The sequence below is a fragment of the Cohnella sp. genome (genome assembly GCF_041640265.1).
Lineage (GTDB): Bacteria > Bacillota > Bacilli > Paenibacillales > Paenibacillaceae > Cohnella.
In genome coordinates, this window is sequence record NZ_JBEQAP010000025.1 from 45,147 (window position 1) to 68,226 (window position 23,080).

The following is a 23,080-nucleotide window of genomic DNA, read 5'->3' on the forward strand; positions in this document are numbered from 1 at the left end:
TTTGATCCATTATAATAGCTGCAACAGAGTTTTATGCCCAGAAAAAGGAGCCCCTTTAATGGAACTATCTCTATCCAAGAATGCTATGACCGAGGAAGAGGGCAATGCCATCTCTCAGTGGCGTTACCCAGCCCCTTATGATCGCTACCGATGGCCTGTGTGGGAGACGATGGTGGAGCACGGCCTTGAATTCGGAGATCCCTCTATTCGCCAAGCTCAGTATCAGGCTGTTCATGACAAGCATACTCATCGGCTCGTTGGTTATATTCAGCTCTTTCCCATGGGCCAAACGATGAGGATCGGTATGGGACTTAGGCCAGATTGCTGTGATCAGGGATGGGGCAGCGCTTTAACCGCTCTTGCGGTAGAAGAGGCGAGTCGCAGACTGCCCGGTGCAGAGATCGATCTAGAGGTCGAGCAGTGGAACAAACGCGCCATTAGAGCCTATGAGAAAGCTGGGTTTATCATCACGGACGAATATGACCGCCAAGCGACTCACGGCACGGTTAGCGTCTTCTGCATGGTCTGGAATAACAAGTGAAGCATAACCGATGAAGGCTCTTCATACATCTATAGTGAACAACCAAGAATCAGTAAGCTTCTGTCAGGCAGTTTCACCAGATAAGGGTGTTACAACCCCATAAGGAGGCTGTTTCTGAATGAAGGCGCTAAATGTTGTTAGCCTAATTCTCGTCATCATTGGTGGTCTGAACTGGCTTTTGGTCGGCTTGTTCGAGTACGATGTGGTCAGCGAAATTTTCGGGGGGACAACAGAGGTAGGCTCGCGAATCGTGTATACCGTCGTCGGTATTGCCGCGCTTTATGCACTGGCGCTTTTTCCCAAGGTGGCAGAGGATAGCTGAGAAAGCTCTACTTTCAGTAAAATGGCAACCTTTTAATTGCTCCATTCCAAACTAAATCGGCCCTAGAAATGCCAAGCCGAGATTTATTGCTATAGAAGCAATTAGTCTCGGCTTTTTACTGCGTGAACGACATATTATGCCCGCTCAGCGGCGCTCTCTACCGAGGCTTCCGCTTCTTTTTGTCTTCGTAACTTGTTCACTCAACAGGATTAAGGCAGCAGCTCCAGAAAACGTTTGGATGCAGCCGAGAGCGGGACACCCCTGAGAGTTGCAATCCCAACATGACGCACCGGAATCGGGGGTGTTAATGGGATTTCAATAAGCTGACCGGCAGCCAGCTCTTCAGCTACATAGTTGCGTATAACAAAGGCAAGACCCAAGCCGCTGCGTGCAAACTGCGCTAACAGGTCGATACTTCCAAGCTCGAACTCAGGCTTAAGACGGCTGCCGTGGGACAGGGCATACTCATCAAGAAATTGCCGCGTGCTGCCCCCTGGTTCAAGCATAAGCAAGGGGTATTGAGCCATATCATCCAAGCTTAATGGTCTTCCCGCCAAAGCCCCGTATACCTCGCTGCCTACTAGACAGTCCTGCTGGGGAGAGCTCTCGCGGAATTCGATTTTAGCATCTGCAGCGGGTAAATTCACAATTCCAAAATCAATTTTACCTTCCTTCAAGAGCTCGATTGTCTCAGGAGTCGTCCGATTCGTCACGCGGATCCGAATGTCTGGATGCTGCTTATGGTAATGCTCCAGATGCGGCAGCAGGTAGTACTTGCACAGCGTGTCGCTCGCACCAATGTTAATTTCCCCGTGAAACAGATTGTGCATATCAGCCATTTTCTTCTCACCGGCCTCCATGAAGCTGAAAGCCTGCTCTACATAGCTGAACAATACCTCTCCCTCGGTCGTTAGATGAACCCCTTTTGCCGTACGAAAAAACAGCTTCCCGCCAAGCTTCCCTTCCAGCTGCTTAAGGGTATGGCTGACCGCTGGCTGTGTGATATGAAGCTTTTCCGAGGCCCTCGACATACTTCCTGTTCGGGCAGTCCAATAAAACACGCGGTACCATTCCATATTGATTTCCATTTGGCATTACTCCATCTTATATGTCCTATTATTAATATCAATTATTCTAATACCTACAAATAGGATTATAATAGCCACTGTAAAGCATATCAAGCCTTGGGAGGCGGAAAATATGACGGTAACTGCGATTGTTGGTGCAAATTGGGGAGACGAGGGAAAGGGGAAAATGACAGATGTCTTATCCGCAGATTCTTCTTACGTAGTCAGATACCAGGGCGGAAGTAACGCGGGGCATACGATCATTAACAGCTACGGAAAATTCGCGCTGCACATGCTGCCTTCGGGAGTTTTCTACCCTAACGTTATGAACGTGATCGGACCAGGAACCGCGCTTGATGTCGACGTTATGCTAGGGGAAATGGAAGAGCTATTAGCGAGAGGTGTGCCACAGCCCCGATTGAGCATCTCGGAGCGTGCGCAGATCGTACTGCCTATACACCGACTATTCGATGAACTCGAAGAGGAACGATTAGGTGCTCGCAGCTTTGGATCGACGAAACGGGGAATTGCACCCTTCTATGCTGACAAGTATGCCAAGCTAGGTATTCAGGCTGCAGATTTGTACGATGAAGCGCTACTTTGGAAACGTCTAGAACAATCCCTTGAGGCCAAAAATGTGCTGCTTCAGCATTTGTACGGACGACAGCCGCTTCAACCGGAATCCCTGATCCCCGAGCTGCTTAACCATGCTGAGAAGCTTCGTCCGTTTATCTGTGATACGACAACCATGCTGCACGATGCCTATACCAATGGGGAAGCGATATTACTAGAAGGTCAGCTTGGTGCGCTTCGCGACCCAGACCACGGTATTTATCCGTACTCCACATCCTCTTCCACTTTAGCGGGTTTTGCATCGGTCGGGGCCGGGCTTCCTCCATATGCGATCACTAACGTGTTGGCGGTAGTCAAAGCCTATTCGAGCTGCGTGGGCACCGGACCGTTTGTCTCAGAATTGGAAGGAACAGAAGCAGACGAATTGAGACGGCGCGGGGGCGATGCGGGAGAGTATGGTGCAACCACGGGCCGCCCGCGCCGCATGGGCTGGTTCGATACAGTCGCCACTCGTTACGGATGCTTATTACAAGGGGCAACCGAGGTTGCATTGACGAACCTTGACGTACTGGGTTATCTAGATCAAATTCCGTTGTGTGTCGGCTATGAGCTGGACGATGGGACGGTGGCGGATCAATTCCCTGTGACGGCTAAGCTAGCTTCGGCTAAACCGCTGCTGCAGCTGCTTCCGGGTTGGCAATGTGACATCTCACATGTTCGTTCCTTCGAGGAATTACCAGAAGCAGCTCAGCAATATGTCCGTTTCATTGAATCGGAGATCCATGTAAAAATCACAATTGTTTCAGTAGGGCCTAGACGCGAGCAATTAATGACTATTCTTTAGCAGATACAGCGGAGCCCCTCACAAGGATCTCCGCTTTTTTGGGGTTCCACTTTCGCTTTTTTGCGCAGCTCACCAAACTTTCTAACTGCATCCGATGAGGAAACGATCTGACCTGCATCAAACTTCGGAAAACGCACAAAAAAAGGCATTTTGAGAATAGCCTTTATCGATTCTGTCGATTAATTGTGGACAGTTTTAATGTGAACGTACACATGCAGAGAATGTATATGATTTCTCACATACATATACAGAATCCGGGCTCAAATCGCGTTTTATGTATGAAATTTCGCATAGAATCGACTGATTCGATGTGTGTGCTGCTCATTTTGTATGATTTTTCGCATACATTTTGTGGTCTCCCGTAGATTTCCTAAGTTATGAACTATTAACCGACAGCCTCGAATCCGTACCTACAGCTCCGAAATGAGCCACTTGAGTGCCTCTAGCACCTCGCCGTTGGGGCTGCAGCAATAAAAACTACAGCTACAGTACCTCTGTTTCGGCTTTTAGAGACAACATTAAGGTACTCTTGCTATTAGTTGCTCAAAAGGAACCCTAATTTTTATACTCCTCACATTGACGGCACAACGCCGATCTGAGCCGCATTTAAGCGCGAATAAGTCCCGCCTGCGGCCATTAGCTCCTCATGACGCCCCTGCTCCGCAATCCCATCCTCAGTTACGACGACAATCCGGTCGGCATGCCGCACGGTTGCCAGGCGGTGGGCGATGATCAAGGTCGTACGATTGTGCGCAAGCTGCTCCAACGCCTGCTGGATCATCGACTCCGTCTCGGTATCAAGGGCCGAGGTCGCCTCGTCCAGAATGAGGATGGTCGGATTCTTCAGGAAGATGCGGGCAATGGACAAGCGCTGGCGCTGGCCGCCGGACAGCTTGAGCCCCCGCTCGCCGATAAATGTATCGAGTCCGTCCGGCAAAGCAACGAGCATCGCCTCCAAGTGTGCCTGTCGCGCCGCCTGCCAGATCTGCTCTTCCGTCGCTTCCAGCCGTCCGTAAGCAATATTTTCGCGAATCGTTCCATTGAATAGGAAAACGTCCTGCTGCACGATCCCGATCTGATTGCGCAACGAATGCTGCGTCATATGGCGGATATCGATCCCGTCTATGGTCAGCTCGCCGTCGTCAATCTCGTAGAAACGCGGAATCAGACTGCATAACGTCGATTTCCCCGCCCCAGATGGTCCGACTAGCGCGATCGTCTCGCCCGCTCTGATCTGCAGGTTGATTTCTTTAAGTACATGGGCGTAATTCTCATATCCGAAAGTCACATTCCGGAATTCGATATCTCCCTTTAACCGAGGAGCCTCAATCGCATCGTCTGCATCCTTTACGTCGGGCTCTGTATCCATTAGCTCGCAGTATCTTTTGAAGCCGGCCATTCCCTTGGGATATAGCTCCAGCAACGCATTGATTTTCTCAATCGGCTTGAGGAAAATATTCACATACAGCAAGAAACCAACCAGCTCGCCATAGGAAAGCTTTCCTTGATAGGCGTACCATGCGCCGAAGACGAGCACAACAAGTGTTATTAAACGCGTCAGCATATAGATGCCGGACGAGCTGAAGGAAATCGTCAAATAAGAACGCAGCTTCGCCAGGCGGAAGCCTTGGTTGTTCTTCGTGAAACGGTCCAGCTCAAAGGACTCATTGCCGAAGGACTTCACAACGCGGATTCCCGAGATGCTGTCCTCCACGCGCGCATTCACGTCCGCAATCCTCTCGAACATATGCGTAGCGGCATGATTCAGCTTCTTATTGAAATAAACAATGAGCCAAGCCAAGAAAGGAACGATGATAAAGGTAATGCTGGCAAGCTCCCAGTTCACCATCGACATGATTCCGAATGCGCCGGCCAAGGTCATGAGCGCAATAAACATATCCTCGGGACCGTGATGCGCCATTTCCCCGAGATCGAATAAGTCGTTTGTCATCCGGCTCATGATCTGTCCGGTTTTGGTATTGTCGAAGAAACGGAAGCTAAGCTTCTGCACATGCTGGAAAAGCTGCTTGCGCATGTCTGTCTCAATGTTAATACCGAGCTTATGCCCCCAGTAATTGACGACAAACTGCAAACCCATGCTGATCAGATAGAGTGCCAATAAGCCGACGCAAACCCAAGCGATAAGACCCCAGTTGCCGGTCGGGAGCAAGGTATCGATCATCCATTGGACGCCCATCGGGAATCCAAGCTCGAGCAGAGCGACAACAACGGCACAGGAGAAGTCGAGCGTGAACAATCTAGTATAAGGCCGATAATAGTTTAAAAAACGGCGAAGCATGGGCGTACCTCCATAGAGCATACTGCATTCATTTATAATTGATCGTACGCCTTCGCCGAGTCTATGTCCAGCACGGTTAAGCCGCCGGAATTCCAACTGGTGATTCGAATCGTTACTTTGCGGTAGTCGATGGCGATAAAAGGATGGTGGTTCATCCTCTCCGCGATGTCCGCCACATGATTAACGAAAGCAATCGCATCGGGAAAGCTCGGAAACATCCGCTTGCGGGTCAACCATTTCTCATCCTCAATCGTCCAACCGGACAGCTCCTTTAACGCGGCTTGCTGCTCCTCTTCATTTAAGAGCGGTAGTCGGTCCATGGCAATCATCCTCCCTGCTTGGGGTTTAGAATAGCTATCTCTTCCTCGACGGTCTCCAAACGTTCAAGCATTCCATATTTACGCCTGTATCTTTCTAATAATGCAATCCAAGAGTTACTAAACACGAGAATGAAAAAAACGTTAGCCAACGCATGAATGAATTCGAACGGCAAGCCGGTTAGGTATTTACCCAGCACCGCTTCCCACGATCGGGTTTGAACCCATTGGTCCAGCGCTAACGTGAGGTTCATGATCCACCCGTACAGAAATCCCCACGCGGCTCCGAATAGAGCTAATGGAAGCCGTTTTTGACGCCAAACGCTCTTGTGGGCGAACAAGCCTGCCGTATAACCGACCATCCCCCAGGCGAACATTTGCCAGGGCGTCCAAGCTCCTTGTCCTAAGAAGAAGTTAGATACCAAGGCCGTCGCCGCGCCGACCATCCAACCCGCTTCCGCGCCGAATACGACTCCGGACACGATAACGACGAACGTAACAGGCGTAAATCCAGGCAGCAGCGTGGCAAAAGGAATCCGGCTCACCGTAGCGACCGCAGCCATGACCGCTATGAGCATGAGCTCACGCGCCTTGCGCTCACGGCGCTCGAAGCGGAGCAGGAACGGAATCATCGATAAGAGGACAAGCACGATTCCGATGAGCAGCGAGTTACCCCGCTGAAGCGATAGATAAGATAACGCAATGTACGCAAGGGCAATAGGAACGATGATAAGCTTGGTTGTAAAGCGCTTCTTCTTATCCGTGCTCATCATGTAGGCATGCCTCCTTGCGCCAGCAAGCGATGAAGGGGCGTCGCATAGAACAGATTTCCTTGAAAGAACGGTTCCGGCTCACCGTCCGCCACGATCTCCCCGTGGAAGAGCAACGAGCAACGATTTGCATAGGCTGCGGCAAACTCGACATCGTGGGTTGCCATTAACAAGGTCGTTCCTTGCTCGTGGATACGCTGCAGATGCTCCCCCAGCTTACGCTTCGCCTGCGGGTCCAGCCCCTTGGTCGGCTCATCCAATAGGAGCAGCTGCGGCTTGCCCAGCAGGGTAAGAGCCAATGCCCCTAACTGCTGCTCTCCTCCGCTCATATCATGTGGATGGCGAGCTAACAGATGCGACAGTCCGAATCGCTCAGCCATTTCTCCAGCTTCCTGAGCTGGGTCGCCCGCCCCTGCTCGGCTTGCAGCCTGAAGCAAATCCTCGAGCAAGCTGTCATAGGCATAATGAAGCAATGGATTCTGAGCCAAATATCCGATAACGGACATTCGCTCCTTCGACGTCATGCGAGAGTAGAGAACTCCCTCCCACTTCACATGACCTCTCTGCGGAGGCCGGAGTCCGGCCAGCAGCTGCAGCAGGGTCGACTTGCCGCTCCCGTTTCCCCCGAACAGAACGACCCAATCCCCGCTCCCGATTTGCCATTCCAATCCTTTAAGCACAGCGGGCGAGTGTTTGTCATAAGCAAAAAATAACCCGTTCGCCGTAAGCAAGGGTTGAGTTAAGCTCGAGGAATTACGCTCCCAATGAGTCATGGCAGCAGCAGACTTCGAGGTCTTGCATGCAAGCTCCAGCCATCTCCTCGTTTCCTTAACCGAAAGCGGAGGCTCTGCAGGCAGCGGATGGGATTCGGGCGGTGCCTGCGCGAGAGCCCACTGCGTAATCGCAGGAAGAGCGCTCTTCCAGCTCTCCTCTTGCCGGTTCCATGCCTCCAATACAAAATCTCTTGCATTCCCGTTAAAGGTAACCATGCCTTGCTCTAACCGAACAACTCGATCCGTGAGCGGCAGCAAGTCATCGATCCGATGCTCGCTCATGATGACCGTAATGCCCCATTCCTCGTTAAGCCTCTTAATCATGCCGAGCAACTCTCGAGCAGCCATGGGATCAAGCTGGGCGAGCGGCTCGTCGAGCAGCAGCACACGCGGCTGCATCATAAGCACCGCCGCCAGATTAACCGTCTGCTTCTGCCCGCCGGACAGCTCATCAGTCTTGCGTGCAAGCAGCGGCTCAAGACCGAAGAACCCCGCGAGCTCGGCCATCCGGCGCCGCATGATATCCCGCTGTATTCCGAAATTCTCCATCCCGAACGCCAGCTCATGCTCAACCGTATCCACGACCAGCTGATTGTCCGGATTCTGCATGACAAGGCCCACCTTTGCTGCGGCTTCGCGCGCCGGCCATTCCTGAAGCGGCACTTGATCGAGCAGAATCGAGCCGCTTATTCGGCCGCCCGGAGAGACTTCCCGCTTCAACAGCCGAAGAAGCGTCGATTTGCCGCTCCCGGATGGACCGCATAACACGACGAATTCTCCGGGCTTCACGGACAAGGAGAGCTCGGAGAGCGCAGGCAAAGCTTCATTCGGATACGTAAAGGTTACCCTCTGTAATTCAATATGCGCCATGCTCTGCGATCCCTCCATTCCATGCCTAGCGGCAGTAATAAATATGCGATATAAGCGGCAAGTGCCAATCCATCCCCCATGGACAACGCGAAGGATCCCAGTCGGGGATAGATCATCAAATAGCCATGTCCCGTCCCCCACACTGTCAATAGGATAATGGCACACCCTATTAATCCGCCGGCCATTAATCTATCCCGTCCGCGAAACTGGAAGCCCAAATAAGTACTTCGCGTCCCAGTTCCATAACCGCGAGCTTGCATGGAGTCCGCCGTCTGCAGGGCATCCTCCAGCGTCCACGACAGCAAAGTTCCGACCAGACGGGCTCCGCTTTTGGCTCTTTGAGCAAGGGAACCCTCCAGTACCGTTACACCCCGAGTACGCTGAATCAGCATGAGCTCCTGCATTCGCCGACGCAATCTTGGCACTAGCCCCATCGCCATCATCGCGACCAACGCCGCCTTAGGTGAAACACGTGTAAATAGAAAAAGAAACTTCTGCTCTGTCATGACGAGGCGATACGTCACGAAGAAGGTCAACAAGTTAAGCATAGAAATCGCTAATGTGATTCCATAGATAACAGATTCCAAAGTGATAGGGATATCCCCTAAATAATACAATACCGTCCGGCCTCTGTGCGACAGAATCGGGTTCATCACCACGATGAGGACTACTCCGATAAGCATAGGCAGGCTCCATCTCCGCCATTCCCGGCCTCCGTCCAGATGAAGGTTAACGACTACGGCCGTTCCCCAGCCCGCCAGCAGAATAAGGGGATGAAACAGCAACATGCCGAAGGTTATCCCTCCGGCATAATAGATCAATATAACAATCGGATGCAGCGAACGGATCCCAAAGCCCTCGTTCATGATGCGGGCTCCTTGTCTTCCTCTGCTTCGATATCCTCATAGCCGTAGAACCACTCCAAATGGTCTCCGGGCTTTAACTCATAGGCGCCTGCTCCGATACCGGCAACCTTGCCATTCACTCGATATTTCCAGCCGCTGGTCGGCCCGTCATCGAATTCATAGAGCCCGTCGATCCCTTCGACATAGGTCAACGCACCGCTCCCCCGAATCTCATAGGAAAACCGATGAGCTTTGGCAGCACGGATGAGCACATCCGCAGGCGTATCCCCTTTGCTCAATTCAACCTTTTCCTCAGCAAGCACCGTGCCCCAATCTGCATTCCCAATTATCTTTATGGTGATCGTATCCACGACGGGCGCAGAGGGTTCAGTTTGAGGCTTAACGGATGGCTTCACCGAAGGCGATGAAGGCTGAGACGTCTCTGCTTTGCTAACATCCTTGTCTTCTGTGGACTCCGCAGCTTCGGAAGAGGAAGCAGCGAAAGACGATGGTGCCGGCACTTGTTCCTTTGTGCCTTCATCGGTTGGTGTTGCCGAAGCTTGTGATGTCTCACTATTTGTAGTAGCTGAACTAGAAGGAGCCTTGGATGGGGTGCTAACATTTTCTTTCCCCCCCGAGCATCCTATGAGTGTCAAAAGCATAAACACAACGAGCAGGACTAATCCCCACATCTTCACAGCTGCTTCCTCCTTCCTTCTAGCTTCCGTTATCTCACCAGTTTCGTCAGGCCGATGTGCTTATCGAGCTACCGTTCCTTTTGCCTTGTGAATTCTCACCGCAATGACAGCCGCTTGCTCGCGCGAGAGGGAAGCCTTCGGCGAGAACCTGCCTTCGTAAGCAGTCATCCAGCCTTGCTGTAATACGGCCTGAACAGCTGTAACCGCACCGGCACTAATCTGCTTCTCATCTGTCAAAACAGTTGTTGCCGCGGCTTTAAGCTTAAGCGCACGCGCAAGCAGTATCGCCGCTTGTTCTCTTGTTAAAGTTGCGTTTGGAGCGAACTTGCCTCCACCAACTCCGCTGACAAGTCCCGCAGCGGCAGCCGCTTCAACATCCTTAGCGTACCATGCTGCAACAGGAATATCTTTGAAGGTCTTATTCAAGCTGCCTGCCAAGCCCAAGCTTCTAACGAGCGCAGACACGAACTCCGCACGGGTAACGGCTTGCTTCGGCTTGAATGTCGTTGTTCCATCGCTAATACCGCGCAGAAGTCCAGCGGCCCTCGAGGCGGTTGCCGCTTCCAGCGCCCACGCAGCAATCGAGCTTTGGTCTTGATAGCTGCCCGCGATGGGCAATGAGGTAACCGAACGAACAATATTCGGCGCTCCGTCCTTCACATAACCCGTTACTTCTACTGTATACAGCCCTTCAATCATTCCGTGAAGTTTCGCTTGGCCCTTGTCATCCGTAATCGCTTCTACCTCACCGACTTTAACCTTAGCGCCAACGAGGGGTTGAGCCGTGCCGAATTGGTTCGTTTCCCAGTCCCATGCCCGATTAGTCAACGTTACCGTAAATTCCGAACCGGGTTTAGGTTGTGCCGGAGAGACAACGATCGGATCTGCCAGCTTAGTCGCATCCCCGCTGTAATAAACGACTACCTCATCTCCTTCTTCCAATAAGAAGGTGCTGGCGCCCTCAGCTGGAATGATCCAACTGCCCCCGCGCATGACCGCGAATAACCAACCATCATATCCGCCATATTTGCCAGCCGTAATTCCTCCGATAGAGCTAATGTACTTTCCATAAGTTGAATCCTTTATATCGCTAGCCACTCCGCTCGTCTTCAGAAGGTGCTCCACCGCCTCCAAAGCCGTTCCTCCTTGTGCAGAACCGGAAGCAAGCGCTCCAGCATCGCCTTCCAGACTTACGGATACTTTCTTGACATAAGAGGCGACTTGAAGCTTTGTCTTCGCCTCTACATATAACGGAGCATTGTCCTTGCGATAGCCATTTACCGCCAAGACGTATTCGCCTGCTTTTAGCGCTTTAAGCTGTGCTTTCCCGTCCTTGTCCGTTAGGACAGTCTGAATGCCCGCCTTCACTTGCGCGCCTTCTGCCGGGGTTACCACAAGCTTGCCTGTATCCCAATCTAGCATTTCCTTCTCTACTGTCACCGTTACGGGTTGTCCCTCGCGGGGAGCTGCCGGCTCCATTTTCACGGAATGGATAAGCGTTGTTTCGCCTCCGCCGTAATAAACGGATAGTTCATCTCCAGCTTTAACCGAGAAGGTACCCATTCCCTCTGTGATCATAACCCATGCGCCATCGCGTTTAACCGCATATTGCCAGCCGTCGTAGCCGCCGAACTTCCCGTTCTCCACGCCAGCTACAGACTTTAGCAGCGCACCGAACTGTGGATGACGATCTACTCCGTAAGAGATATTAGCATTCCTGAGTACATGAATAAGTGCTTCTAACGCAGTTTTACCCGTTGCCGTGCCAGTAGTTAATTGACCGGATACCCCGTAGACCGTAACTTTTGTCTTTGCCGACGCCGCAACGCCTGAGTATAGCCCCGGCAACCCGTCCATCCACCGCTCTACCGCCGTTAGGCCAAGCAGAGCATAGAAGGTAGCCATACCATCGGCTTTGCCGGATGCTAGATGCGAGAATTGACCATCCTGCAGACGATATTCCAACAAGCGAGTTAATGTCGATTTACCATTCTTAACGAAACGCGTATCGTTTACCGGATCAATACCTAGAGAAGTGAGTGCAATCAGCACCTGTACGGAGCTCTCGCTGGATTCCGCCCCGTAACCGAACCCTGCAGTCTCCCGCTGTACGCCGGATAACCAAGCTATTGCTCCATCGATAACGGCGTTTAGGTCTGTCACGCCTTGAATATCCTCGCGAGCTTTATATGGGGCTAACGCAGTTAGTACGATCGCCGTAATATCCACATCGCTTTTACCTGCTGTTAACGACCAGCCTCCATCCGAATTCCGCTGATTCACCAGCCACTCGATCAAGTCATCACGCGACCAACGATCGTTAGCTGCTGAAACATAACCAGCTGCATCTAATGCAAGCAATGCATAAGCTGGCGCGTTAGGTCCTTGCGCAGTAATCTTCTCGAAGTTGGCGATTTTGGCAAGTAAATTGCTTTTCCCCGGTCCTACCTCACTGGCATTGCCGCCACTCGCATTAACGGCCAGCGCAACCCTGGCTAAATCCGTTACCAAGCGGAGACTTCCGTCTCCCACGCTTTTATTTGCTTGCGGCAAGTACCGACTCCCCACAGATTGGCCCGAACGGGCAAGTCCGAAAGCAACCCAATCGCTTAACGGCTCTGACTTGCTTAACAAGCCTTGCAATGATGTCAAAGCTTCGCCAACCTGTGCTCTTGTTGGTGCAGCTGCAGCTTGCTTAACGCCTTCATCCGCCGCTTGGACGACTCCGGCCCATGCACCTAATGTGACCTGCAATGCCAATACAAATGCCAAGCTGCTGCGCAGCCAAATTCTGAATGCCCGATTTCCGTTCAGTATAACTTCCCCGTTCATCATTCCACGCTCCTCCTCGAATGTCCTCGCATTGCAGCGAAGGTGAACTTTCCCATGCCTAGTAAAACGGCTTCGCCGTCCTCGCGAAGGCAACAAAAAAACATCCACCGTATTGGAGGATGCTCGCGTGGGGGCAGGAGATTATCGTGTAATCTTACACGAATGACAGAAGTCTCATAGTTTCCGAGCCTGTCTATACTCCAACGCGGTCTTAGATTATCTCTAGCTAAGTTATGATCCCGCGTTGCCGCCACACCTCCCCTATTCCTCGTAGGTTATTGGGTGTTTGTCGAAAACAGGCAGGTTTCCTGGCTCCTGGATCAATGCTCCTCGGGCCTTCCCCTCGGCGTCTTCTGACGCGAAAGTGGCTGTATCCGATTGGCTCCCCATGGACAGTGGCGGGACCGCGCCGGTTTTGCACCGGACTTCTCTATTAAGCTCTTACGAGCACCTGTTTTCCGCCGTATTCACTTGTCATGCCATCTTATCATGCGGGCAAATGGCTGTCCACCTGGGGCCGCTGGAATTTATCTCGCACGAATTTGTGAAAACCGCCAATCTCCTCTAAAGCTTTGGACTAGGTTTGTCGATAAACCTATTATCGTGTCGGTTCTGAGAGTAAGCTCCTGTCGCGTCTAAATAATATTCTTCAATATCCCGGGGTGTACGATGAAAAATTCAACAATTATTGGTTTGATTTTAGGTTTTGGCGCGCTTATATTCGGCATGATTCTTAAAGGGGCTCCGATTATCAATCTTGTTAACAATCCAGCCGCTTACATTATTATTTTTGTCGGTACAGCCGCCTCTATTTTTGTAGCGTTTCCCGGCTCGGACCTACAAAAGGTGCCGAAGCTGTTCAAGATTATTTTTAAAGAGCCTCCCCTTCTCCCTCGCCAGCAGCTTATCGTCATGTTCATGGAATGGGCAACCATTACTCGTCGCGAAGGCTTGCTCGCTCTAGAAGCTAAAGTAGATGAAATCGAGGATTCGTTCCTTAGATCCGGAATGCGTATGATTATTGATGGTAACGATCAAGATTTCGTACGCGATGTCCTTCTCGAAGATATATCCGCAACGGAAGAACGCCACCGCAGCGGGTCGCTCATCTTCTCGCAAGCCGGAATGTATGCTCCTACTCTAGGGGTACTCGGCGCTGTTATCGGTTTGATCGCAGCACTCGGCAATTTGGCCGAAATGGAGAAGCTGGCCCATGCGGTTGCCGCGGCTTTCATTGCGACATTGCTCGGGATTTTCTCCGGATACGTTCTATGGCATCCGATGGCCAACAAATTGAAGCGTCTATCCAAGCGCGAGATTGATCTTAAACTGATGATGGTAGAAGGACTGCTCTCCATTCAATCCGGCGTATCGACAATCGCGATCCAACAGAAGCTTCTTGTCTTCCTGACTCCGACGGAACGGATTGCATTCGCTGAGAAGGAGGATCCGTCAAGTGAGCAGAAAACGGCATGAACCCCATGAGGAGCATATAGACGAATCCTGGCTCCTCCCCTATTCCGATCTCATGACGTTGCTTCTTGCTCTTTTTATCGTGTTATATGCGGCAAGTTCTGTGAATACAGCCAAGCTGGAAGAGCTAAGCAAAGCTTTCAAGAGTGCCTTTAGCTCTGGGCTCGGTGTATTGGATTCATCGACAATTCTGGAAGAGAACGAAGCGGCAAAACGTACGAAGGAAACTGATACTAGAAAGAGCAATAATGAAAAATCACGGGAAACCCTCAAGCAGGAAGAACAACAAAATCTTGAGCAGCTTAAGCAGCAGCTGGACAAGTACATTCAAAACAATGGCCTTTCCTCTGAGCTTGACACTCAACTGAACCGATCTGAGTTAATGATCACGATAAGGGATAATGCGTTATTCCCTTCCGGAAGCGCCAATATTAAGCCAGAATCGCAGAAGCTCGGTACCGCAATTGGTCAAATGCTGAAGGAATATCCGGATTATGAAATTCTGGTTACCGGCCATACCGATAACCAACCGATCAAGACAATAGAATTCCCATCTAACTGGGAACTCAGCTCCAAGCGGGCTATCAATTTCATGAAGATACTCTTGGAGAACAAAGCTTTCGATCCCAAGCGCTTCAGCGCAACCGGGTATGGTGAATTCCGGCCTGTAGTCGCGAACACCTCTGATGCTAGTCGCGCGACAAATCGCCGAGTTGAAGTTTCCATCCTTCGGAAATACCTCGAGCCAACCGACAATAGCCAGCAGAATACACTTTCAGCTATTGCGAACGCTAGCGCGGAGTAATAAACGCTGCAATATCGTGTTAACAATAAGAACGTCTAGAGACGCGCTTTCGCCGACTCTCGGACGTTCCTTTTATTTTTCATTCCTCTTTTTTTAATGAAACTCCATTTCCGTCTATTGCAGCAGTTGAAGGTCGATCTTCCCATCGACGCAACAAGTTTGCGAGCTCAGCCCAACTCACCTTCCGCTCCGGATGGGGGACCGGACTCGGGAGCAAGCCCTTGTCTTTCAGCCAGCTCATCTCTTCCGTACAGAACGAAGTCCAATCCAAGCTCCCGGTTATCCTTTCTTTTGCCGCGTTGGAACGTAGTCTTTCCCCTTCTTGCGAATTTCCCATCACTCCCCCCTCCTCCATAGGTATGACTTCCCCGCTGCCTTTCCATTCCAGCATACTGCGCCATATCGCCACAATATCTTGGCCATAATGATGGCCTGATCTCGTCCATTTGCCGTTAAGGTCCTGCCAACATGAGGCTTTGCCCCTCCAGCCTGCCTGGTCTAGTATCACTGTTTGTTTTCTCGTTTGATCCAAAGCTTGCGGTACGGGCAGTTCAGTCGCAAAGGCATAAAGAATCTGCATCAGCACTTCTACCGAAGATTCCGTGGCCCATTGTTCTAGCGTCATGGGTGCCCAGTACGGCCCAGTAACCTGAGCGGTCCAGCTTCTTGTTTCATAAACCATCTGACAATACGCTACATCACCCCTGATCTCGTAACGCTGTCCCAGTCGCAAATAGAGCTCTGCCACTTTAGGAATCTTCGGATTTCGCCTCCTCATATAAGCGTCCATTACTTCAGCAGTGCATCGGGACTCTCCTAATATGGATAGCTTTCCCGTAGCTTCCAACTCCGGATGTTTTCTAAACACAGAATTTATGGATTTCATCCACACATCTCCTTTCAGCTGTTCGTCCTTGCAGGTGCTAGTCCGTATCCTACTGCTTATCCTATTCAGCTGATGGCTTTGGATTGACCTTATTTACCAACCTGATACAATTAAATGAAGTTGTGCCCACTGCAACACAAAAAATGTGCATAACTCTGTGGACAACCCCAAAGTTATCCACAAAATTGTGCACAGCATGTTAACAACGAATACACGTTCGCTGGTAAGGAGTAGAACATATGTCAATTACAGATGACGAGCACTGGATGCATGAGGCCATTCAACAGGCACGACTGGCCGAAACCTTAGGTGAAGTTCCAATAGGGGCGGTTATCGTTCGTAAAGGAATAATTGTAGGTTCAGGTTATAACTTGCGCGAAAAAGATCACGATCCGACAGCGCATGCCGAGATGATCGCCATTCGTCGTGCCAGCGAAACTCTCCAAGCTTGGCGTTTACTCGGCTGTACCTTATATGTCACGCTAGAGCCCTGTCCCATGTGTGCAGGCGCAATCTTGCAATCAAGAGTGGAACGTGTCGTATATGGCGCATCCGATCCAAAAGCAGGGTGCGCGGGAACACTTATGGACTTACTGCAGGATTCGCGCTTTAATCATGTCTCTCCATGGAAATCAGGAGTGCTTCATGAGGAATGTGCCGCCTTGCTGACTGACTTCTTCCGAAGATTGAGAAGCAGATAATACAGATACTGAGCAGCTATCGGACATCATAGACATCTTTCGATGCTCCGCTTCCTCCTTGCGCAGACGCTGAAGCTGAATAATAAGTCGATCCGCTTCCTCACTGACGGCTACAATCTCGGGATCGGTCAAATTGCCTAGGTTGTTAGCCATTTCACATAGACGACGTTGCAACAACTGAAGGCGAAGAATAAGCTGCGAGGACTCCACCTGGTTCATTTGACCGCTCCTTTCTTTAGGGATTTGTCACATTTCTGCCACATTTTCGTCATTCTTTGCCATACAACGATAGAATAATCAATCTGTTTTCATTATAGGACAAATTTATCCATTTTTTTGTAGAAATGTGTCGATGATTTCCTTCTATATGTAATTTATTTTCCGACAAAACTGGGTATTTAGAACTATTTATTGAGATTTATGTCATGTACGAAGGGTGATCTCTGGCACCCATTTCGGCTCCGAAGATCACCCGTTTATTCCTTCGCTGGACCACATGACCCACGAATAATCAGCTCAGTTGGGATTATTGCTTCCGGAGGTGCTAACTGCTCATCATTAATGAGGTCATCTAACAGCTCAATTGCCCGTTTACCGATTGTAATCATATCTTGGCGAACAGTCGTAAGAGCAGGCTGAACATAGCTGGCAATCTCAATATCATCGAATCCAATTACCGATATATCCTGAGGTACGGATAAGCCGGAATCGCGTATGGCCTCCATCGCCCCCACCGCACTCAAATCTGAGCAACAAATAACGGATGTTGGCCTATCAGGAAGCCTTAATAGCCTCTGCATCGCAAGATAACCTGTTTCCCTGGTGAAATCCCCTTCTGCTACATAATTCTCGTGATACGGAATGCCAGCCTCCTCTAAGCCTGCAAGATATCCTTTTAGTCGGAGTCGACTAACGTAAGAGTCTTTAATGCCGGATAAGAAGGAGATTTTACGATGATTAAGCTCAGCCAAGTAATGTACCGTGCGCCTGGCAGCATTCTGGTTATCAGAGCTTATATATCCAGCGCGTTTTTCCTTAACATCCAAGTCTATAAATAGGGCAGGGATTCCCGATTCAATTAATTCGTCGAAATTCATATCGTCATGCTGAAATCCGAAGACAACAACTCCTTCGATATTACGGCTCTGGCAATGTCGGACGAAGCTATATTCCTTATTCCAAGAAAGCTGCGCTAAGTAAATGAGATCATAACCCTTGGACTTCAACGACTGTTCCATCCCGGATAAGATCTGGGTGAAGAAGGGGTGGGCCAGCCCTGTCGTCAGGAAGATCCCGATCGTCATCGAGCGACGTCCGACTAATGAACGGGCTGCGGAATTCGGATGGAACTGCAGGTCTTTAACAACTTGTAGTACTCTTTCCTTCGTCTTCTCATTAACTGTCGTGTATCCATTTAACACCTTGGACACCGTTGCAACCGACACTCCTGCCTTACTAGCGACATCACGGATATTCGTAGCCATGCACCCGCCCCGTTTCTTCCAGAAAAATACACTCTGATGTTACCATAATGTTTCTCAAAATTCTATGCTCAAGGGGCAGCTTTGTGTTATAATAAATGGCATTGTGGCTCCGTAGCTCAGCGGATAGAGCGACGGTTTCCTAAACCGCAGGTCGGAGGTTCGATTCCTCTCGGGGCCGCCAACTATAATTACAGACAGTCATAACAATCAGTCATGATTTGTGAGAATTAATAACGCCTGAACACTTCGCTAAGATGTGCTCAGGCGTTTTTTTATATTGGCTTAAAGTCGCGCGTTAGCCCGCACTTCTCCTTTAATCAGAACAACTATAGCGGTGATACCCACAGAAAAACCCCCGTCAATAACAAACGGGGGTTCTTAACCAACTGTATATTACAAACTTTCATCCGTAGCTTCTAAGTCTAATTCATCCATACCTTCCATGCTTCCGCCGAACATGCCGCCCATTTGCTCTTGCAGCTCTTCTATAGTCAATACATCTTCGGCTTTAGGCTCGCCGATTTCGAACTTCACATCACCATTGATGTTTGTGTTCTCGGATACAACTTTAATCGCGAAGCTGCCTGTAGCCTCTTCGGACTCGATCGCCGCATCGATTATCACATCCGTGTAAATCGGATATTCATTCTTGTCGATTCCGATGTTCGCTTTGACGTTAAGAGATTTAAGCTCTTTGTTCATTTCCGCCAAGCCTTCAGAAACCTCTTTGTCTTTCACTTCCGCAAGCCCTTTCTTAGCTTCCTCCAGATCCTCTGGCTTCAGCTGAAGCAGGTTGCGATATTCTTCGTTAGTCGCAAGAAGCTCAATAATTTCCGGGGCAATCTTATCAATAATTGTATTTACGAAAGGCTCGATTTGCGCTTTGTCCATATGGAATTGCACGACTTGATCCACTTTAACACCCTCAGGCAAGCCTGCATCCTTCACGGGAATGGAGGTTAAATATGCATCTTCCTCAATATGCTTAAAGACAATCTCCATAATATCGTTAACCATCTTCTGGGACTTGCCAATATCCATGCTAGGCATTGGCTGGCCGGATTGTTCAGCAAGCTCTTTCAAATCAAGCTCTACGAACTTACCTTGAATGTCCTCGGGAATCGGCAACATCGGGATATTAGGAATTTTCACCCAGATTTTCTCTGTCGTCATGATGATTGGAACGGTGAAACTGATTGCCAAGTCACCTTTAAGGTCAAGCTTCAAATTCATTTCCATCATCATCGGATCTGATTTGTAAGCACCTGTCCAAGACAGCTCCGCGCTTTTCAGCATGTTGATTACGGCAGCCGCTTCATCTGCGTTCATATCTTCTTGAGGGAAGTTGAAATCCTCGAACTTCATGCTTCCTTTGAAATTGTACGATTTAATATCCGATGATTTCAACATGGACGCTTGAAGCGCTTCTTTAGGCGATTGGTCTTTAGTACAACCGCTGAGCACTACCGCTGCCGTCAATAGGAGTGATAAGAGGACGAAACTTAATTTACTTTTAAACAAAATGTAAACCCCTTCCTAAAATTCATATGATGATCTAAAAATCACGCAAATTTCATTCTATCTTAATTCGACATCCCCGACTAGCCTTTCTTTTATTTAAAATTTGTTAAAGTTCGCAACTGCTGTTAATGAATGTCTTTCTTTTTAAAGCGTCCGCCTTTGACATCATGAATGTTACCCACGGCCAAGAAAGCCACAGGATCAAGCTCCGTAACAATCGATTTCAGCTTAGCTTCCTCCAAGCGAGTGATAATGCAGAAGATAACCTTCTTCTGATCGCCGGTATAGCCGCCTTCGCCGTGAAGCAACGTAACACCGCGGCCCAGACGAGCGAGAATAGCATCTCCAATCTCCCGATAGTTATCACTGATAATCCAGCAAGACTTTGATTCGTCAAACCCTTCCAGGGTCAGGTCGATTACCTTAAAAGCTATATAGTACGCAATTAATGAAAACATCGCACGATCCCAGCTATAGACGAAGCCCGCGCTGCCCAGAATGAAGAAGTTGATGAACATAACGGTTTCGCCGACGGAGAATGGAGATTTCCGGTTCAGCAGGATCGCGATAATTTCCGTTCCGTCTAATGATCCTCCTGCGCGAATGACAATCCCGGTGCCTGCTCCCAGAAAGATACCGCCAAACACGGCCGCCAAAAAGATATCATCCGTAAATGCCGAAACTGGATGTAACAGCGTAACTGTGATCGATAAAACGATAACGCCTAGAAGCGTAGATAGCGCGAAGGTTTTTCCAATGGTTCTATACCCCAGAATGAGGAAGGGAATATTAAAGAGAAACAGGAAAACTCCAATGGGGATATGAGACAAATAAGAGGTCATGATGGAAATACCGGTAATTCCGCCATCAATAATTGAATTGGGAACAAGGAAAATTTCCAGCGCTATTCCAACACATATAGCTCCTAGAACAATAAACACAATTCGACGAATAATTTCTAAAGGTTTTAATTTATTATGGCGGATTTCCGTGACGGGTGGTGGTAATTTAGGCTGTGGCGAGTATGTATGTATTTTTTCATCGGTCATCAGTAATCCTCCTGTCTGAACATATTCTAATTATACCAATGAGAACAGTTGGGGTAAACTAAGGAGCTTGTTCTGTATGCTGCTTTTTTTCCAATAAAAAACCCGGCTGATCGCCGGGCTGAACCTAACCTTCTCCGTTATTGTGTCTTGTATGGTTCTCGTTCTTAACTGCTTTAGAGCCGGATAGCGGCTCTTTCTGAGCATGGTTAGAAGGGTCATGAGCATTCTGCTGCCTGCCCGGCTGGGGTACTGGTAGGGTCTTGGGCTTGCTCATATAGAAATGCCTCCTTACGATTTGAGATGCTCTTGATCCGTCGTTTTATCATGGTTCAGCGCATCCTGATGCCGCCGATCGTTTGTTTGCTGCTGTTGTTGTTGGGCTTGGTGAGAATTAACCGGATCTTTGGCCAAGTCTTCTACCACATTGCTTAGATTTTTATCCGGGAAGCCGTTAGCATCGGACAACTTGATTTCCCCCTCTTCAGGAATGGGTATATTGATGCAACGATTGTGCGCATTCATGCAGGTGCCGGCGGTAATCGCTGATAAGCTCCTGAATCACTTCTGTTCTTTCATCAATCGTTTGTCCATCCTTCTCCACGTCCGTGAGTTGGATATCAATTTCACGACTGTCAACATATTGAACTGCAAAATCAAATTCCATCATCTGACGGCCCGCAGTCTGAATATGCACTCTGAGTGTGCGAGGATCCGCTTCGTCGGCCAACACTTCCGCCCGATCTCCGACGTTTAAACGCAGGGGTAAAGTTCTTTGCCATGACTCGGCTAAATCCGCTTGCGGTACAGCCAGTTCGTCATTGCTTGACATGATGAGCACCTCCACCCCGTTAGGTTGACCCAATGAAATATTCTTATGCGATATTAAGACACTAAAAAAACCGATCCGGATAGATCGGTTTCTAATCATTAAATTATGGCGGAGAGGGTGGGATTCGAACCCACGTGGGCTTGCACCCTAACGGTTTTCAAGACCGCCCCGTTATGACCGCTTCGGTACCTCTCCAGGTTGGCAGACGGATTTAAACCTGAAGGCTTGCCGTTACTGCCAAACTATTGTATCACAAGCTGTATTCCAAGTTCAACCCCTATGTGATATGTAATCTATTCCACCCATATAAGGCTTTAACACTTCCGGGATTTTAATCGAACCGTCTGCTTGTTGATAATTCTCCAGGATAGCCGCTACTGTACGACCAAGTGCAAGTCCGGAGCCATTAAGCGTGTGAACGAATTCCGGCTTAGCTCCATTCTCGGGGCGATAACGTATTCCTGCTCTGCGAGCTTGGAAGTCCTCGAAATTGGTGCAGGAAGAAATTTCTCTGTATGTGGCAGCACTTGGAATCCACACTTCCAGATCGTAGGTTTTGGCAGAGCCAAAGCCCATGTCTCCCGTACATAAAGCAAGCACTCGGTAAGGCAGCTCTAACAATTGCAGTACGCGTTCTGCATGTCCAGTAAGCTGTTCCAGCACCTCATAGGATTTATCCGGAGCAACAATCTGAACAAGCTCTACCTTGTTAAATTGATGCTGACGAATCAAGCCGCGCGTATCCCTCCCCGACGCACCCGCCTCAGATCGGAAACAAGCGCTGAAGGCAACGTAAGGCTTAGGAAGCGAGCTTGGCGGCAGAATTTCCTCACGGTGCAGGTTTGTAACCGGAACCTCGGCAGTCGGAATGAGGAAATAATCCGTTCCTTCGACTTGAAATAGATCCTCAGCGAATTTAGGAAGCTGCCCAGTACCCACCAAGCTGTCCCTATTAACAATATAAGGAGGCAAGATCTCCTCGTAGCCGTGCTGATCGGAATGAAGATCCATCATGAAGTTAATAAGAGCTCGCTCTAGACGCGCTCCTAAGCCTTTGTAGAAAACGAAGCGCGAACCCGTAACCTTAGCCGCAGCTTCGAAATCAAGAATACCTAGGTCGACGCCCAAATCCCAATGCGCTTTCGGATCATACTCGAAACGCCTTGGCTGTCCTGCCGTACGAACAACCACATTGTCATCCTCAGAGGCTCCAATAGGGACACTCTCGTGAGGAACATTCGGTATGGATAACAGCAAGATATCCATCTCCGCTTCAATTTCACGGACCTCATCATCCAGTTCCTTGATACGGTCATTAACGTTTCGCATCTCAGCAATTAAATCATCCGCATTTTCTCCGCTTTTCTTAAGCTTAGCTACATCCTGCGAGACGGTATTGCGGCGGCTCTTAAGCGATTCGCTTTCCGTCAACTTCTCCCGGCGACTAATGTCGAGCTTCGGGAAAGCCGCGATTAGATCGATTGATGCCCCGCGATTGTTCAGCGCGTTGGCAACCTTATCATAGTCATTACGAAGTAATTTAGCGTCCAACATGAAGGTAATCCCCTTTCCTATAATATG

Annotated in this window: 23 protein-coding genes, 2 tRNA genes and 1 riboswitch; of the genes, 7 read left to right on the forward strand and 18 right to left on the reverse strand. The window is 49.6% G+C overall.

Going from position 1 to position 23,080, the window contains the following annotated elements:
• The first annotated feature begins 58 nt into the window (after positions 1-58).
• Complete coding sequence (locus tag ACESLK_RS17775) at positions 59-541, forward strand: GNAT family N-acetyltransferase (RefSeq protein ID WP_373231039.1); 483 nt, start codon at positions 59-61, stop codon at positions 539-541.
• Positions 542-659: 118 nt separating this feature from the next.
• The gene (locus tag ACESLK_RS17780; protein ID WP_373231040.1) at positions 660-863 is read left to right on the forward strand and encodes a DUF378 domain-containing protein; all 204 of its coding nucleotides are present in this window, start codon (positions 660-662) and stop codon (positions 861-863) included.
• Positions 864-1,072: 209 nt separating this feature from the next.
• Here ACESLK_RS17780 and ACESLK_RS17785 read toward each other — a convergent pair whose 3' ends face one another.
• Entirely contained in the window at positions 1,073-1,951 is an 879-nt protein-coding gene (locus ACESLK_RS17785; protein WP_373231041.1) for a LysR family transcriptional regulator, read from the reverse strand.
• A 112-nt stretch (positions 1,952-2,063) separates the two neighbouring features.
• On the opposite strand from ACESLK_RS17785, the gene ACESLK_RS17790 reads away from it, so the two are divergent.
• On the forward strand, positions 2,064-3,347 hold the full coding sequence (locus tag ACESLK_RS17790; protein WP_373231042.1) for an adenylosuccinate synthase: 1,284 nt from the start codon (positions 2,064-2,066) through the stop codon (positions 3,345-3,347).
• A gap of 571 nt (positions 3,348-3,918) precedes the next feature.
• Here the strand turns inward: ACESLK_RS17790 and ACESLK_RS17795 are convergent.
• The 7 genes from ACESLK_RS17795 to ACESLK_RS17825 form a co-directional block, all read right to left on the reverse strand.
• The gene (locus tag ACESLK_RS17795) at positions 3,919-5,646 is read right to left on the reverse strand and encodes an ABC transporter ATP-binding protein (RefSeq protein WP_373231043.1); all 1,728 of its coding nucleotides are present in this window, start codon (positions 5,644-5,646) and stop codon (positions 3,919-3,921) included.
• A 32-nt stretch (positions 5,647-5,678) separates the two neighbouring features.
• The gene (locus tag ACESLK_RS17800) at positions 5,679-5,966 is read right to left on the reverse strand and encodes a 4a-hydroxytetrahydrobiopterin dehydratase (protein WP_373231044.1); all 288 of its coding nucleotides are present in this window, start codon (positions 5,964-5,966) and stop codon (positions 5,679-5,681) included.
• 5 nt (positions 5,967-5,971) lie between these two features.
• Positions 5,972-6,736 carry an ECF transporter S component gene (locus ACESLK_RS17805; RefSeq protein WP_373231045.1) on the reverse strand — a complete coding sequence of 255 codons (765 nt, stop codon included), beginning with the start codon at positions 6,734-6,736 and terminating at the stop codon, positions 5,972-5,974.
• Positions 6,733-8,376 carry an ABC transporter ATP-binding protein gene (locus ACESLK_RS17810; protein ID WP_373231046.1) on the reverse strand — a complete coding sequence of 548 codons (1,644 nt, stop codon included), beginning with the start codon at positions 8,374-8,376 and terminating at the stop codon, positions 6,733-6,735. The genes ACESLK_RS17805 and ACESLK_RS17810 overlap by 4 nt, the downstream gene beginning before the upstream one ends.
• Positions 8,349-9,242 carry an energy-coupling factor transporter transmembrane component T gene (locus ACESLK_RS17815; protein ID WP_373231047.1) on the reverse strand — a complete coding sequence of 298 codons (894 nt, stop codon included), beginning with the start codon at positions 9,240-9,242 and terminating at the stop codon, positions 8,349-8,351. Before ACESLK_RS17815 ends, ACESLK_RS17810 begins: the two co-directional genes overlap by 28 nt.
• A complete protein-coding gene (locus ACESLK_RS17820; protein WP_373231067.1) occupies positions 9,239-9,913 on the reverse strand; it encodes a DUF4430 domain-containing protein in 675 nt (224 codons plus the stop codon). Before ACESLK_RS17820 ends, ACESLK_RS17815 begins: the two co-directional genes overlap by 4 nt.
• A 66-nt stretch (positions 9,914-9,979) precedes the next feature.
• Positions 9,980-12,754: an S-layer homology domain-containing protein gene (locus tag ACESLK_RS17825; RefSeq protein WP_373231048.1), complete on the reverse strand. Its 2,775-nt coding sequence runs from the start codon at positions 12,752-12,754 to the stop codon at positions 9,980-9,982.
• 278 nt (positions 12,755-13,032) lie between these two features.
• Positions 13,033-13,221: riboswitch (cobalamin riboswitch) on the reverse strand.
• 199 nt (positions 13,222-13,420) lie between these two features.
• Between ACESLK_RS17825 and motA the strand changes: the two genes are divergently transcribed.
• Both motA and ACESLK_RS17835 read left to right on the forward strand, forming a co-directional pair.
• A complete protein-coding gene (motA, locus tag ACESLK_RS17830) occupies positions 13,421-14,227 on the forward strand; it encodes a flagellar motor stator protein MotA (protein WP_373231049.1) in 807 nt (268 codons plus the stop codon).
• Complete coding sequence (locus ACESLK_RS17835; protein ID WP_373231050.1) at positions 14,208-15,029, forward strand: flagellar motor protein MotB; 822 nt, start codon at positions 14,208-14,210, stop codon at positions 15,027-15,029. The genes motA and ACESLK_RS17835 overlap by 20 nt, the downstream gene beginning before the upstream one ends.
• Before the next feature lie 79 nt (positions 15,030-15,108).
• Here ACESLK_RS17835 and ACESLK_RS17840 read toward each other — a convergent pair whose 3' ends face one another.
• Positions 15,109-15,915: a hypothetical protein gene (locus tag ACESLK_RS17840; protein ID WP_373231051.1), complete on the reverse strand. Its 807-nt coding sequence runs from the start codon at positions 15,913-15,915 to the stop codon at positions 15,109-15,111.
• A 239-nt stretch (positions 15,916-16,154) separates the two neighbouring features.
• On the opposite strand from ACESLK_RS17840, the gene tadA reads away from it, so the two are divergent.
• The gene (gene tadA, locus ACESLK_RS17845) at positions 16,155-16,616 is read left to right on the forward strand and encodes a tRNA adenosine(34) deaminase TadA (RefSeq protein WP_373231052.1); all 462 of its coding nucleotides are present in this window, start codon (positions 16,155-16,157) and stop codon (positions 16,614-16,616) included.
• Here tadA and ACESLK_RS17850 read toward each other — a convergent pair.
• On the reverse strand, positions 16,548-16,835 hold the full coding sequence (locus ACESLK_RS17850) for a Spo0E family sporulation regulatory protein-aspartic acid phosphatase (protein ID WP_373231053.1): 288 nt from the start codon (positions 16,833-16,835) through the stop codon (positions 16,548-16,550). The genes tadA and ACESLK_RS17850 overlap by 69 nt on opposite strands.
• 257 nt (positions 16,836-17,092) lie before the next feature.
• A complete protein-coding gene (locus ACESLK_RS17855; protein ID WP_373231054.1) occupies positions 17,093-18,100 on the reverse strand; it encodes a LacI family DNA-binding transcriptional regulator in 1,008 nt (335 codons plus the stop codon).
• Positions 18,101-18,205: 105 nt separating this feature from the next.
• Between ACESLK_RS17855 and ACESLK_RS17860 the strand changes: the two genes are divergently transcribed.
• Positions 18,206-18,281: transfer RNA gene (locus tag ACESLK_RS17860), tRNA-Arg, on the forward strand.
• A gap of 212 nt (positions 18,282-18,493) precedes the next feature.
• On the opposite strand, the gene ACESLK_RS17865 is transcribed toward ACESLK_RS17860, so the two are convergent.
• The 7 genes from ACESLK_RS17865 to serS form a co-directional block, all read right to left on the reverse strand.
• Positions 18,494-19,621: a hypothetical protein gene (locus ACESLK_RS17865; RefSeq protein ID WP_373231055.1), complete on the reverse strand. Its 1,128-nt coding sequence runs from the start codon at positions 19,619-19,621 to the stop codon at positions 18,494-18,496.
• A gap of 125 nt (positions 19,622-19,746) precedes the next feature.
• Positions 19,747-20,670: a YitT family protein gene (locus ACESLK_RS17870; protein ID WP_373231056.1), complete on the reverse strand. Its 924-nt coding sequence runs from the start codon at positions 20,668-20,670 to the stop codon at positions 19,747-19,749.
• Between the two features lie 124 nt (positions 20,671-20,794).
• Complete coding sequence (locus ACESLK_RS17875; RefSeq protein ID WP_373231057.1) at positions 20,795-20,944, reverse strand: small acid-soluble spore protein P; 150 nt, start codon at positions 20,942-20,944, stop codon at positions 20,795-20,797.
• Positions 20,945-20,958: 14 nt separating this feature from the next.
• Positions 20,959-21,135: a hypothetical protein gene (locus ACESLK_RS17880; protein WP_373231058.1), complete on the reverse strand. Its 177-nt coding sequence runs from the start codon at positions 21,133-21,135 to the stop codon at positions 20,959-20,961.
• A gap of 16 nt (positions 21,136-21,151) precedes the next feature.
• On the reverse strand, positions 21,152-21,499 hold the full coding sequence (locus ACESLK_RS17885) for a hypothetical protein (RefSeq protein ID WP_373231059.1): 348 nt from the start codon (positions 21,497-21,499) through the stop codon (positions 21,152-21,154).
• 106 nt (positions 21,500-21,605) lie between these two features.
• Positions 21,606-21,694 (reverse strand) — tRNA-Ser (locus tag ACESLK_RS17890).
• A gap of 75 nt (positions 21,695-21,769) precedes the next feature.
• Positions 21,770-23,053, reverse strand: coding sequence for a serine--tRNA ligase (gene serS / locus ACESLK_RS17895; protein ID WP_373231060.1), 1,284 nt, complete (start codon positions 23,051-23,053; stop codon positions 21,770-21,772).
• Positions 23,054-23,080 lie beyond the last annotated feature (27 nt).